Source organism: Siminovitchia sediminis (assembly GCF_042680885.1).
GTDB lineage: Bacteria > Bacillota > Bacilli > Bacillales > Bacillaceae_C > Siminovitchia > Siminovitchia sediminis.
Window position 1 is genome coordinate 58,077 of the sequence record NZ_JBHUEO010000008.1, and the last position, 12,848, is coordinate 70,924.

Sequence of the window (12,848 nt, forward strand, 5' to 3'; positions counted from 1 at the left end):
AGTAATGCACCTGAAGTTGTGAGTAATGGCACAAATTGAGGAGTAATGCACCTGAAGTTGTGAGTATCGGCACAAATTGAGGAGTAATGCACCTGAAGTTGTGAGTACCGGCACAAATTGAGGAGTAATGCGCCGAAGTTGTGAGTAATGGCACAAATTGAGGAGTAATGCACCTGAAGTTGTGAGTATCGGCACAAATTGAGGAGTATTACGTCAAGAGTCGGGAGTATCGGTACAGCGTGAAGAATATCACCATAAAGCGACCAGATCATGCCTGAGGTTAGCATATGGTTGCAGTATATTTAAGGATCAACAGCTCAGTGGAATCAATTCTTGTTGAGCTGTCTGTTCCTTTTTTGGCTAGGGGTTATCCATCTGATCAGATTATCAAACGGCGTCATGGTCATGTTGCTTGCCGCATTTATCATCGGCCAGCTGTTTCCCCATCCCTTGTTAAAAGGGATGTATGTATGCCTGGCTGCAGTGGCGGTTATCTTGAGCCTGTTCTATAGTAAATTCCTTCCAAGAGTATTTGGGACCGTGATGATTCTGTCCGGGAGTGCAGTTTTCCTTTATCAGCAGCAGCCGCTGGATATATGGATTGAAGGGCTTACGCGGAATTTGCCTCTTGTATGTCTGATTGTGATGGTTCCGGTTTTGGGAATTCCGATTGGATTGGGGAATTATCAGACGTTAGCGGGTATAACCTTACGGTTTATTCAAAAGCCGCAATATTTGTATTTGTTTATTTCAGGCCTGTTCTCATTGATTGGGCCGATTACAAATATAGTTCAAGCTGCCCCGTCCATTGTTGGGCAGAGTCTATATTCGAGCATGACTTCCGTTCATACATGGTCACCATATTTTGCTTCCGTATTTCTCGTTGTCTATTCTCTGAACATCCCAATCTATCAGTATTTGCCTTACGGCTTATTATTAAGTTTTTTTCAAATACTTACAGCTTACGTTCTTTTTAGGTGTATAGAGATGAGGAAGATCCATTTCGTGCCTCTGGGATCAGCAGCAGATCTACATGTAAAAAAACTGGTGGAATTGTTTGCTGTTCTTCTATTGCTGACGGGACTGATCTTTTTATCTGAGCCGTTGATTCCGTTAAGTATCAGTGTGCTCATTTCCTTCACTGTTTTTCTTTTTGCCCTTTGCTGGACAGCTTATTTGAAACTTCCCAAGCACTTTTTTAAGGAACTAAATGATTATCGAAAAGTTATCTTTCCAAGCAGGGCAAATGAAGTCAACCTGCTTTTGACAGCAGGATTTTTTTCAGTCGTATTGTCGAAAACTCCGATAGCCCATGCTATCCATCATGTGTGTGTCGAGTTGGCGGACATCTACGTATTTTTATTGATTGTGGCCACTATGACTATGATTGCTCTGCTGTCCTTTATAGGGGTTCATCAAATTGTAACGATCAGTGCCCATCCTGGCGACTGTTTCGTATGAGGAATTGGGAATTCACGACCTGGTGATGGCGATGATGCTGTTAAGCGTATGGGGAGCTGCTACAACGGTCTCACCTGTTTCTCCTGTCACGACAGCAGTTTCAAGTCTTATTCAAGCAAATGTCTTTACTGTCATTTTACGTTGGAACCTGGTTTATGCAGCGACTTTTTTAATCGTTCATTTTGGGGTAATCTACGCGATTCATATGTTGTGGTTCAGGTAAAAATCCAAGCTATACCAGTTGGGAGATGTATGCAAAGTGAGTGAAAAGGTCATTGTTTTGGGGGGCGGACTGATCGGAACAGCTGCGGCTTACTATTTGGCAAAATCCGGTGTAAAAGTGACCCTTGTGGAAGCCCGGGATATCGCAGCAGGTACATCAGGTGCTTGTGACCGGGCCATTATGGTTCAATCCAAAAAGCCCGGTCCGACACTGGATCTTGCTGTAAAAAGTGCTCAATTGTATCAGGAACTGGAAGAGGAACTGGAAGCGGACATGGAATATAGGAAATGCGGCGGAATGATCATTATTGAAACTGCAGAGGAAATGAAAGCGATGGAGGAAATGGTCCGGCGCCAGCGAAAGGCAGGGGTTAAAGTTCAACTTTTGTCAGGGGATGAAGCCCGTGAACGCCAACCAGGTTTATCAGAACATATTCTTGGTTCCACCTGGTGGGAACATGATGCGGAAGTGAATCCGCTGCTTGTCTGTTTTGCCTTTGCAAAAGCAGCCCGGCGTTTAGGAGCGGAGATCAGGCTTCAGTCCAAAGTGACAGGCCTGATGATTAAAAATAACCGGGTGACCGGCGTTCATTTATCAGGGGAAATTGATCATTGTGATGCTGCGGTGGTGGCGCTGGGTGTTTGGACCCCCCTCCTACTAAAACAAATCGGAGTGGACGTGCCCATTATTCCAAGACGCGGCCAGATCCTTGTGTCTGAAAGGCTGGAACCGGTCATTCATCATGGTTTTTTAAGTGCTGCCTATATCGCAAATAAACTACAAAGGAATCAACAGACCCCGCCTTCTGCCGATCCTTACGGCGTCGGACTGGCATTGGGACAAACCCGGAGCGGTTCCCTGCTGATCGGAGGATCTCGCCAGTTTGCCGGCTATAATACCGAAACTGTGCCGGAAATTACACAAAAAATCGGAGAAGAGGCGGTACGCGCTTTTCCGCAGCTGGCAAATGTGCGGATTATCCGGACATTTGCCGGTCTTCGCCCTTATACACCTGACAGTATGCCTATTCTTGGACCGGTTGCTGGCATTGATGGCTTGTTCATAGCTGCCGGGCATGAAGGGGATGGAATTGCCCTTGCCCCGATTTCAGGAAAAATCACGGCGCAGATGGTATGCGGGGAAAAACCGATGATGGATATCAGTCCCTTTTTGTTAAATCGCTTTAACGGTAAAGTCGAAACGAGGGGGAGGAGTGAAGATTTATGGCGTCCTGCAGATTAGATGGGAAGGATAGGATGTCCCGTAAAATAGAGTTTTATTTTAATGGCAAAAAGCTAATAGGCCATGACGGGGAACCGATTGCAGTATCCTTATGGGCCAATGGAATTCAAACCATTCGTACCTGCGAAATTACAGGGGAAAAACGGGGAGTTTTTTGTGGAATCGGCCATTGTTATGAATGCAGGGCAGAGGTGAACGGAATTACGAATGTCCGTACTTGCCTGACACCTAACCGGCAGGGAACGAAGGTATCTGCTTCAGGCCCATTTCATATAAAGGAGACATCGGATCATGAACGTTGATGCAGCAATTATCGGTGCAGGGCCTGCCGGTTTAATGGCTGCGATTGAATTGAGCCGAAACGGGTTATCTGTTGCCGTCATCGATGAATATTATCTTCCCGGCGGAAGGCTCCTTGGCCAGCATTATGAGGACCCTGCGGAACCGCCGGGTGAAAGAATATGGGATGGGAAAAGGATTGCAGAACAATTGGAGCAGCAAGCACGCCGTCAGGGGGTCCATCTTTTTACAGGCGTGACCGCATGGTCTGTCAGTAAAAAGTGGGAGATTGCTTTGTCGGGTGCAACGGAAAATCAACTCTTCTCAAAAGTACTTCTGCTGGCTACAGGCTCCGCGGAGAAAGCACTGCCGATCCCCGGGTGGACCTTGCCGGGGACCATCAGTATTGGCGCTGCACAAACATTCACGAACCTGCATCGCGTGGCAGTCGGCACAAAAGTTGTGATTATAGGGATCGACCCGCTGTCTCTTTCCGTCATGTTGGAAATGAGAAATGCCGGGATTGATGTCATTGGTATGGCCTTGCCTCCTGTATCACCTGTAACAGGTAAAGAGTATACTCCAGTCGGCACACTTTCTCGCCTGTCTGATGCTGCACGCCTTGCGCCAAATGCATTTCTTCGAACGGCAGGCAGGTTTGCGCTGTCTGTATCTCCCCGATTGGCGGGTCACTTCATGCGTTTTTATTTTATAAAAATAAAAGGAGTTCCTCTATATTTTCGTAAGTCGGTTGTGAGTATTGATGGGCATGATCGAGTCGAAGGGGTCACTGTCCAACCCATATCAGTTGACGGTACGCCTGCAGGGCAGCCGGAGCAGTGGGAAGCAGACTCGGTTTGTTTGTCGGCCGGACTATATCCATTGGTTGATCTTATTCAATTAACCGGGTGTCCGCTCGTGGAAATTCCAGAACTGGGAGGAATGGTACCTCTGCATGGGAATGATCTGTCGACCCCGGTAAAAGGGCTGTATGTTGCAGGAAATATTACCGGAATTGAGGGAGCAAAGGTTGCCATGGCCCAGGGCAGGCTGGCAGCAATTTCTATTATCGAGTCTCTTGGAAAAAAAGGTTCAATGACTGTAAACGAAGCCATGGAGAAAGTCACGGAGGCACGAAAAACATCTCCTCTTCGCTTTTTGCCTGACATTGAAAAGGGACGCGCGAAGTTGAATGACTTGTGGAGGAAAGAAGGGATTGTATGAATGATCTCATTGTTTGCCGTTGCGAGGGTGTCCGTTTATCCGATATTTTGCGAGCGGCTGATGAAGGGGCAAGCAGTATGCCAGGAATGAAGAAAAGGGTCAGGGTTGGCATGGGATACTGCCAGGGGAGAGTTTGCCAGGCGGCTGTCCGCAACTTATTGGAGTTCAGGGTAAACCATCCCGCGAAGCCTGTACTTCAGCGCGCGCAAGCCCCTGTTCGTCCCATACGATTAAAAGATATTATCAATAGTAAATCAGCGGAGTAGTGAAGTGTGTCTCCCTTAATAGATCCGGCCAGGGTAAGTTTTCCTTAAGGATCCCACTCAAACTTTGTATAATTGGAATAAAGTGACGGAAGTTGGAAAGGCGGGATACCAGTGAAAAGAAATATAAATTTGTTAATCATGGGCGGTGACCAGCGTTACGTGGAAGTCATTCATCAACTGTCATCCCAAGGCATACAAATTTTTTTGGAGGGCTTTGAGCAACTGTCATTTTCCCATCCTCATATTCATAACGGAGGTTACACTGAAACAGATGTTGGCAAGCTCGATGCCATTTTGCTTCCTTTAAACGGAACCGATTCCGAAGGACACATTGAAGCACTCTACTCCAATCAACCGGTGAGAATTTCATCTGATATACTGCAAAAAACACCTGAACATTGTGTCGTATATACAGGGATTTCCGGCGATTTTTTAGACAGTGCAGCAAAGCAGGCAGGCAGAAAGCTTGTACGCTTAATGGATCGTGATGATATTGCTATTATGAACTCCATTCCGACAGCAGAAGCGGCATTGGGTGCAGCGATAAACGAAACCGATTTTACGGTCCATAGTTCCAATGTGCTGATCTTGGGTTTCGGAAGAGTCGGCATGACTTTGTCGAGACTGTTTGACGCTGTTGGCGCTCATGTCACGGTCGGTGCGAGAAAAGATTCAGACTTTGCACTGATCATGGAAATGGGCTTGCGTCCCATCCATTTAGATAACCTGTCAGAATATATTTCCGAATGTAATATTTGTATCAATTCGGTTCCTTATTTGCTCCTGGATTCATTTGTCCTTTCCAAAGCAGACCGGTCTCTAATCATTATTGATATTGCTTCCAGGCCGGGAGGAACGGATTTTGAATTTGCTCGCAAACAAGGAATAAAGGCTGTGCACGCACTTGGACTTCCCGGTCAAACTGCTCCAAAGACCGCTGGAGAAGTGATCAGTGGAGTATTGTTAAAATTGTTGGGAGAATAGCGATGCCTGTCAAAGAGTACGTGGCAGGCATTTTTCTTATTCATTTTAAACTTAAACAGCGCGTACGATTGGTACCGGGAAGGGCCGTCCATTTAACGGACGATACACCTGTAACCCATTGACCAGGAAAAAGAAACAAAAATTTCCTGGATCCGAAGCATCAAAAGCATATTAAGAAGAATCCTCGACTAGACTCGATGCCAGCCGCTTGTTCGCAGAGGAAGGTGCCGATGAAACTGTTGATTTTACAGAAATACATGAAGGAATGGAGATGAATTCAAAAACCCTTTTCAAGTGAAATATACAGCATAAAGAAATGGAGGTTTAGATATACTTGGGAAAAGCAGATTTTTTTCAGGAGATGAGGAAATGGACTCTTTTTGTCCGGAGATATGGCCGGAAGATCCTGTACCGAACTCACAGCAGGCCTGCAGGGAATGTGGATTATATGAGCAGGGGACCCGGATGGTATGGGGAGAGGGCCGCCCGGGCGCGCCGATCATGGTGATCCTGGATAATCCCGGCGCCCGTGAAGACCGGGACGGCAACCTGATGGTCTGCGGTACACGCCAGACATTACAAAAAGCAGCCTATGAGGCTGGTTTGGACAAACACGACCTGTACGTTACTTATATTTTAAAAAGAAGGCCTGTACGTGCCTATGCAAAAGAAGAAACACGTACCATTTGTAAGCGTCACTTGAAGGAGCAGCTGCAGACCTATAGGCCATCCTTGCTTGTGTGCTTGGGGAATACCGCTGTGCAATCGTTTTTCGGCGATCCGAAACTTGAGGTGAAAAACATGCGCGGCTCCTGGTATGATGTGAACGGCTATCAGACAACGGTTGCGTACCACCCTTTGGCCGCCAGGCGCCGCCCACATTTATTTCCGTTGCTTGTGGAGGATTTAAAATTTGCGGAAGAGCAACTGAAACAGCTGGATTAGTCTGTGGACTGCTCTTTGGAGAGCAGTCACGGCTTGGCCAAATGTCTGCATTTTGGCTGCAAATAAATATAACCTAAAGCTATTTTTTGACTCTTGAAAGAGTCATTCCATCACCGATCGGGATCAGCGTGGATTCTAATTGGGGATGCTTAGCTACAGCCTCATTGAATTTCTTCATAACATCTGTATAGCGTTTTGGTTCTATACCCGGGTCAGCCACGCTGCCTCTCGCCAGTGTGTTATCAGCAACGATCAAAGCACCTGGTTCAGCCAGACGGATACAATAATCTAAGTATGTTTCGTAATTGCCTTTGTCTGCATCGATAAAGAAAAAATCAAACCGTTTATTTTCGCCAACCAATGTCTTAAGACTTTCCAGAGCCGGACCGGTCAAATAAGTGACTTGATTGCCAAAACCTGCTTTAGAAAGATTGTTATGGGCTAACTTTGCGTACTCCTCCTCTAATTCAAGTGAGGTGAGTTTTCCTTCTTTGCCAAAACCTCTGGCAAGGCAAATGCCGCTGTAGCCCCCAAGTGCCCCGATTTCCAATACATTTTTGGAACCTGATATGGAGATGAGCAGGGTCAGCAGTTTTCCCGAAGAGGGAGATACCGATATAGAGGGCATGTCGTTTTCTCTGATGGATGAAATGACTTCTTCCAAAAGAGCATCTTCATGATAAAAAACTGAATCAATATATCTGTTTATCTGGTTCATCTTGTTCAATTCCTCTCTCCTTATGATTTGGAACTTAATACTATTCGAAGATGATGACTCTCAGAAGAAAAGTAACGTAAATACATAATACCTCCTATCACACCCTTCATAACTAAAGAGAAAATTAAAAAGATTCTTGATCAAAATTTATAATAGCGATTCAGCAAATAGGAGATCCATTTACAATGAGGATGGTTTCTTATATTTTCCATTAACCCCTTCACAATGGCGAGGCTGAAACTCGGATTCTGAAGCTGCTGTTTTAACAGTGCTAATGATTCCCGTTCTATGGACTTTTCCATTTCTGACATCTTCTCTTCTATTTCTGCAATAATTTGCTCTTTAGTGACTTTCTCGCCTGGAAAGTCTTTGGGCATCTGAACAAATTCATGGGAAATAAAAGGGGTCGTTGTGTATTTCGCCAGTATATTTGTCTTTTCTGCCAGGGATTTAGACAGGAGCTCTATATCCACCGGTACATGATAAAGCAGCAGAAATTGTGAATAGGTACTGAGAAAACCTTTCACGCAATAAATTAAGTCGTATTTCGACTGTTCAATACTCTCGCCGTACACCTGTTCAATCATAGATAAAATAACCATGTCAAAGAGCTTGTCGTAGGAATACATACTCTCCATGAACTTTTCATTAAATGTCTGTATTTGTTCTTTTAAGAAAATTTTAGCAAAATCTGTCCGCTGTTCAATAGATTGAAACATGGTCTTATAAAAAAGGTACAGAAGATCCTCCGCTTCACTATTTCTGACCAAGTAGTCAATATCTGATAGAATTTGTTCCATAAAGTGATCGAGCAATGCTAACATCAATTCGTCTTTCGACTTGAAAGACAGGTAAAATGCTCCTTTTGATATACCGCATTGCTCTGTAATCTGCTGAACGGAGGTAGCTTCAAACCCTTGATTTGCAAAAAGCTCAATGGCTTTTTCCATAATTAATTGTTTTTTGTTCATTTTGTTCACCTCGGTGTCATTGACAACTGACTGGGTAGTCAACTATTATATTTAATTGAGTTCTACAAGTCAAATAAAGGCAGGTGCAATAGTGAAAGGGTTTGTCAATTTTGTTATAAAGAATAAGCTTGCAGTCTGGCTGCTCACAATCATCATTACAGTGTCAGGTATTTATTCAGGGACACGAATGAAGACGGAGACGATACCTGATATATCCATTCCCTTTTTAATGGTGACAGGGGTATATCCGGGTGCAACACCTGAACAGGTGATGGAAGATATCTCCATGCCCATTGAAAAAGCGGTAGAAGGGCTTGACCATGTCAAAGCTGTGTATTCCAACTCCTACTCCAATATGGCGAGTATTCAAGTGGAATATGATTATGGAATCGATATGGATGAGGCAAAACGGGAATTAAACTCGGTACTGGAAAGTATCGATCTGCCGGAAGAAGCAGAAGAGCCGGCCACATCAACGATCAGTATGAATATGATGCCAGTTGTGGCTTTAAGTGTCAGCAGTACAGAGGAAGATATAGTTGAATTAACATCAACCGTAGAGGAAAGTTTGCTTCCGAAAATCGAAAAGCTCGATGGGGTTGCCTCTGCTACGATAACTGGGCAGCATATTGAAGAAATAGACCTGACATACGATCAGGAACGGCTGGAACAACTGGGTTTAACCGAAGATGACGTCAAAGAAATGATTCAGGCGAGCAACATGGCCGTTTCGTTAGGGCTTCAGGAGTTTGAAGAAGGCGAGCAGGCTGTCTCGGTTGATGGAAAATTCATGACAGTGGATGAATTAAAGGAAATGCTCATTCCTGTAACGCCATCAGCATCCAATCCCTCTCCCTTTGTAAAGCTGGAAGATATAGCTGAAATTAAGACAGTTGGTAAAGTTGAGTCCATTTCACGTACCAATGGCGAGGATGCCATAGCTATTCAAATTGTCAAAGATCAGCGTGCAAACACAGTGGATGTTGTCAATCATGTAAAGGAACTAATTAAAGAGGAAGAATCAAAATATGATGGTTTAGTCATTGATGTGACCCTTGATCAGGGGGAACCGATTGAGGAATCTGTTGCCACCATGGTTGAAAAGGCTATTTTTGGCGGGTTAATCGCTGTATTGATTATTTTGCTTTTCCTTAGAGATGTTAAATCAACTCTTATCTCGATCATTTCCATCCCTGTATCCATATTTATGGCATTGCTGCTGTTGAATTGGATGGGTATCACTCTAAATATCATGACTCTTGGTGCGGTGACGGTAGCCATTGGCCGAGTGATCGATGACTCCATTGTTGTTGTAGAAAATATTTATCGCCGATTGCATCTAAAGGAAGAAAAGTTAACCGGCCGAGCTCTTATACGTGAAGCTACCATAGAAATGTTTAAACCCATTTTGTCATCCACCCTTGTAACGGTAGCTGTATTTGCTCCGTTAATGTTCGTGGGAGGCATGGTTGGAGAGTTATTTATGCCGTTTGCCTTAACTATGGCATTTGCTCTGGGAGCTTCCTTGCTTGTGGCCATCACCATCGTTCCTGCCTTTTCACATTTCTTGTTTAAAAAGAAATTATATCGTGAGAAAACGGAAAAGAGCCATAAGGGACCTGGTAAACTGGCGAGCGCGTATAAAGGTTTCTTGAATAAAGTATTGAATCACAAAATAATAGCGTCCGTTCTTTCGATCGCTTTGTTGGCGGGAAGCTTGGCTTTAACGCCATTCATCGGTTTCAGCTTTTTGGGGAGCGAAGAAGAAAAAGTCATGTATTTGACATACACACCAAAAACAGGTGAGCTGCAAGAAGAAACCATAAAAAATGTCACTGCCGTTGAAGAAAAGATGCTGGAACGGGAGGATATTGATATTGTTCAAGTTTCCATCACTGAATCAGGTGACCCAACTGCAGCAATGATGGGCGGCGGTGCAGGCGGAGCTTTAATGTATTTAATCTTTGATCCGGATATGGAAAACTTCAGTGAAGTGAAGGAGGAAGTTGAAACGTATGTGACCGGCCTTGAACAGTCGGGAACATGGATTAGCCAGGACTTCTCCTCCATGACAGGTGCAACGAATGAAATCAGCTACACCCTGTATAGTGAAAACTTAAATAAACTGAATGAATCAGTGAAACAAGTAGAAAACATTATGAAGGATAATGATGGATTAAAGGATGTTTCGTCTGATGCCGAGGATGCATACGTGGAATATACGTTCCGGGTAGATCAGGCAGAACTGCTGCAGCATGGTTTGACAACGGGTCAACTCGTCATGATGCTGAATCCGCAAAAAACGAAAGAAGTATTGACAACGGTGGAAAAAGACGGGAACGCTCTGGATGTAATTGTTCAACAAGAGCAGACGTCACAAGCGGAATCCATCGATGAACTTTTGGATAAACAAATACCTGCAGCCACGGGGAACGCTGTACCTCTTTCCGAAATTGTCGAGGTGCAGGAAGGATCAACGTATAATACACTGGCGCGGAGTAAAGGTGAGTACTATACGACTGTTTCCGGGACAGTCAAAGGTGAAGATATTTCTAAAGTAACTTCAGAAATTGGTAAAGAAATAGATCAATTGGATTTGCCTAAAGGCGTAACAATAGGAATTACCGGAGTCCAGGCCGATATGGAAGAAACATTTACACAGCTCGGCGTTGCCATGGCAGCAGCGGTTGCCATCGTGTATTTTATTCTTGTTGTCACCTTCCATGAGGGAGTCGCACCATTTGCAATATTGTTCTCATTGCCATTTACGGTCATAGGGGCTTTTGTTGGTCTATTCATTGCCGGGGAAACCATATCTGTGTCTGTTATGATGGGACTGTTGATGCTGATCGGGATTGTTGTAACGAATGCGATTGTGCTCGTTGACCGAATTATTCGCATGGAACGGGCCGGACTGACGATGCGTGAGGCCGTTTTAGAAGCTGGTGCCACCCGTCTTCGTCCGATCCTCATGACGGCAATTGCAACAATCGGTGCATTAATCCCATTGGCTATAGGCAATGGTGGTGGAGGACTCATTTCAAGAGATCTTGGAATCACGGTTATCGGCGGTTTAACCAGCTCCACTTTATTAACTTTAATTGTAGTCCCTATCGTCTATGAAGTCTTATCAAAAATATTTAAGAAAAACCGCAGAGAAATAGAAGAAAATTAACGAAATTGGCCCTGCAAGTGACACTAGGCTTGCAGGGCTTTCGTTTTTCCAAAGGTCTTTTTAAAAAAATGTTGGATCTTCGTCAAAATATGAGGAGGTTTTCTTCTCAGTTGTTTGATAGCAATTGGCATAATGGATATTACGGAGAAAATAGAGGGATAGAATGAAGCCTTACTTGCAAGACAGCCAGGAAATGCCGAAGGTATTGTTATCAACAATATTCTGCTTGACCATAGAAGTACAAAACAGAATTAAAAGGAAGCAGGGGACAGGATGAAAAAATGTGTCATATTGATATTGACAGGGTTTATATTAGCGGGATGCGGAAACAGTACATACGATAAGGCTATGGAACAGGGCAAGCTGGCACTGACCAATGAGGAATATGAAGAAGCAATTGCCTTTTTTGAGCTGGCCCTGGAAGAAAAGCCAAAAGATGAGGAAGCAAAAACAGCCTATGAAGATTTAAGCGCATTGCAGCAAATAGAAGAACAGGCCAAAGATTCCCAATGGGATGAAGTGATAGACAAAGCAGAAGACCTGCTCAATAAAGATGGAGTTTCAAGCAGCATCCAAAAGAAACTGGAAGAATACATAAGTACGGCTAAGGCGCATAAGGAACAACATCAGCTTGTTTCTAAAGAAGTGAAAAAAATCAAAGAGTTCATCGAAAAAGAAAGTTATACGGATGCTTATGAAATGATTCGTACGTTACAAGATAACCATGAAGTTCAAGAAGTTTTACCTGTATTTTCTGAAGACATCCATAAGATGAAGACAGACATTGATGAAGGAATGTTGAAGCAAAAAGCAGAAAAAGAGGCAGAGGAAATGAGGATAGCGGAGGCTGAGGAAAAAAGGAAGTCGGAAGCTGCAGCTGCAAAACAAAAACGAGAAACTGCATGGACAACTTATACAAACCCCCGGTTCGGATTTCAAGTAAAATATCCCCAAGGCTGGACGCTTGGACCGGAACCGACAAATGGGGACGGACGGGCACTTTACCAGGGGGATGGTGGAGAGATCATCGCGTCCGCCTACAATTTAATGCCTGAAACCCGGCCGGATTTGACCAATTATGAAACACTTCAAACGCATCATGGTGAAACAGCCTATTTGAGAGTGCAAAATGATGGGTCATCGGTACACTTTCATGGCTGTATACTAAATGATGAGATTGTATTTAGTTTAACTGGTTTCATGGATGCGGGATTTTATGAAGAGTATTCGGATGTGTTGGAGCAAATGCTGTTGAGCGCCAGATCATACTAACAGGCGAAAAGGAGCAGGGAGCTGCTCCTTTTTAAAATTTTAAAAGAGTCATCTGCCGGAATAAAGGGTATAATACAGGAACAGGAAA

12 protein-coding genes are annotated in these 12,848 nt (G+C 44.2%); 10 read left to right on the forward strand and 2 right to left on the reverse strand.

Features of this window, described 5'->3' with window-relative positions; all coding sequences use genetic code 11:
- Positions 1-333: 333 nt before the first annotated feature.
- The 8 genes from ACFSCZ_RS04975 to ACFSCZ_RS05010 all read left to right on the forward strand — a co-directional run bounded on the left by ACFSCZ_RS04975 (position 334) and on the right by ACFSCZ_RS05010 (position 6,624).
- The gene (locus ACFSCZ_RS04975) at positions 334-1,461 is read left to right on the forward strand and encodes a hypothetical protein (protein WP_380772670.1); all 1,128 of its coding nucleotides are present in this window, start codon (positions 334-336) and stop codon (positions 1,459-1,461) included.
- Positions 1,462-1,465: 4 nt separating this feature from the next.
- Positions 1,466-1,684 carry a hypothetical protein gene (locus ACFSCZ_RS04980; RefSeq protein ID WP_380772671.1) on the forward strand — a complete coding sequence of 73 codons (219 nt, stop codon included), beginning with the start codon at positions 1,466-1,468 and terminating at the stop codon, positions 1,682-1,684.
- A 36-nt stretch (positions 1,685-1,720) separates the two neighbouring features.
- A complete protein-coding gene (locus ACFSCZ_RS04985; RefSeq protein ID WP_380772672.1) occupies positions 1,721-2,926 on the forward strand; it encodes an NAD(P)/FAD-dependent oxidoreductase in 1,206 nt (401 codons plus the stop codon).
- A gap of 14 nt (positions 2,927-2,940) precedes the next feature.
- Positions 2,941-3,228 carry a (2Fe-2S)-binding protein gene (locus ACFSCZ_RS04990; RefSeq protein ID WP_380772673.1) on the forward strand — a complete coding sequence of 96 codons (288 nt, stop codon included), beginning with the start codon at positions 2,941-2,943 and terminating at the stop codon, positions 3,226-3,228.
- Entirely contained in the window at positions 3,218-4,429 is a 1,212-nt protein-coding gene (locus ACFSCZ_RS04995) for an NAD(P)/FAD-dependent oxidoreductase (protein WP_380772674.1), read from the forward strand. Before ACFSCZ_RS04990 ends, ACFSCZ_RS04995 begins: the two co-directional genes overlap by 11 nt.
- Complete coding sequence (locus ACFSCZ_RS05000) at positions 4,426-4,695, forward strand: (2Fe-2S)-binding protein (protein ID WP_380772675.1); 270 nt, start codon at positions 4,426-4,428, stop codon at positions 4,693-4,695. The genes ACFSCZ_RS04995 and ACFSCZ_RS05000 overlap by 4 nt, the downstream gene beginning before the upstream one ends.
- Positions 4,696-4,806: 111 nt before the next feature.
- Positions 4,807-5,679: a dipicolinic acid synthetase subunit A gene (dpaA, locus tag ACFSCZ_RS05005; RefSeq protein ID WP_380772676.1), complete on the forward strand. Its 873-nt coding sequence runs from the start codon at positions 4,807-4,809 to the stop codon at positions 5,677-5,679.
- 369 nt (positions 5,680-6,048) lie between these two features.
- Positions 6,049-6,624 (forward strand): uracil-DNA glycosylase, encoded by a 576-nt coding sequence (locus ACFSCZ_RS05010; protein WP_380772677.1) that lies wholly within the window; start codon positions 6,049-6,051, stop codon positions 6,622-6,624.
- Between the two features lie 79 nt (positions 6,625-6,703).
- Here ACFSCZ_RS05010 and ACFSCZ_RS05015 read toward each other — a convergent pair whose 3' ends face one another.
- Both ACFSCZ_RS05015 and ACFSCZ_RS05020 read right to left on the reverse strand, forming a co-directional pair.
- Positions 6,704-7,342 carry an O-methyltransferase gene (locus ACFSCZ_RS05015; RefSeq protein ID WP_380772711.1) on the reverse strand — a complete coding sequence of 213 codons (639 nt, stop codon included), beginning with the start codon at positions 7,340-7,342 and terminating at the stop codon, positions 6,704-6,706.
- A 140-nt stretch (positions 7,343-7,482) separates the two neighbouring features.
- Positions 7,483-8,313, reverse strand: coding sequence for a TetR/AcrR family transcriptional regulator (locus ACFSCZ_RS05020; RefSeq protein WP_380772678.1), 831 nt, complete (start codon positions 8,311-8,313; stop codon positions 7,483-7,485).
- Between the two features lie 91 nt (positions 8,314-8,404).
- Between ACFSCZ_RS05020 and ACFSCZ_RS05025 the strand changes: the two genes are divergently transcribed.
- Both ACFSCZ_RS05025 and ACFSCZ_RS05030 read left to right on the forward strand, forming a co-directional pair.
- Entirely contained in the window at positions 8,405-11,488 is a 3,084-nt protein-coding gene (locus ACFSCZ_RS05025; RefSeq protein ID WP_380772679.1) for an efflux RND transporter permease subunit, read from the forward strand.
- Between the two features lie 273 nt (positions 11,489-11,761).
- On the forward strand, positions 11,762-12,760 hold the full coding sequence (locus ACFSCZ_RS05030) for a hypothetical protein (RefSeq protein WP_380772680.1): 999 nt from the start codon (positions 11,762-11,764) through the stop codon (positions 12,758-12,760).
- The last annotated feature ends 88 nt before the right edge of the window (positions 12,761-12,848 follow it).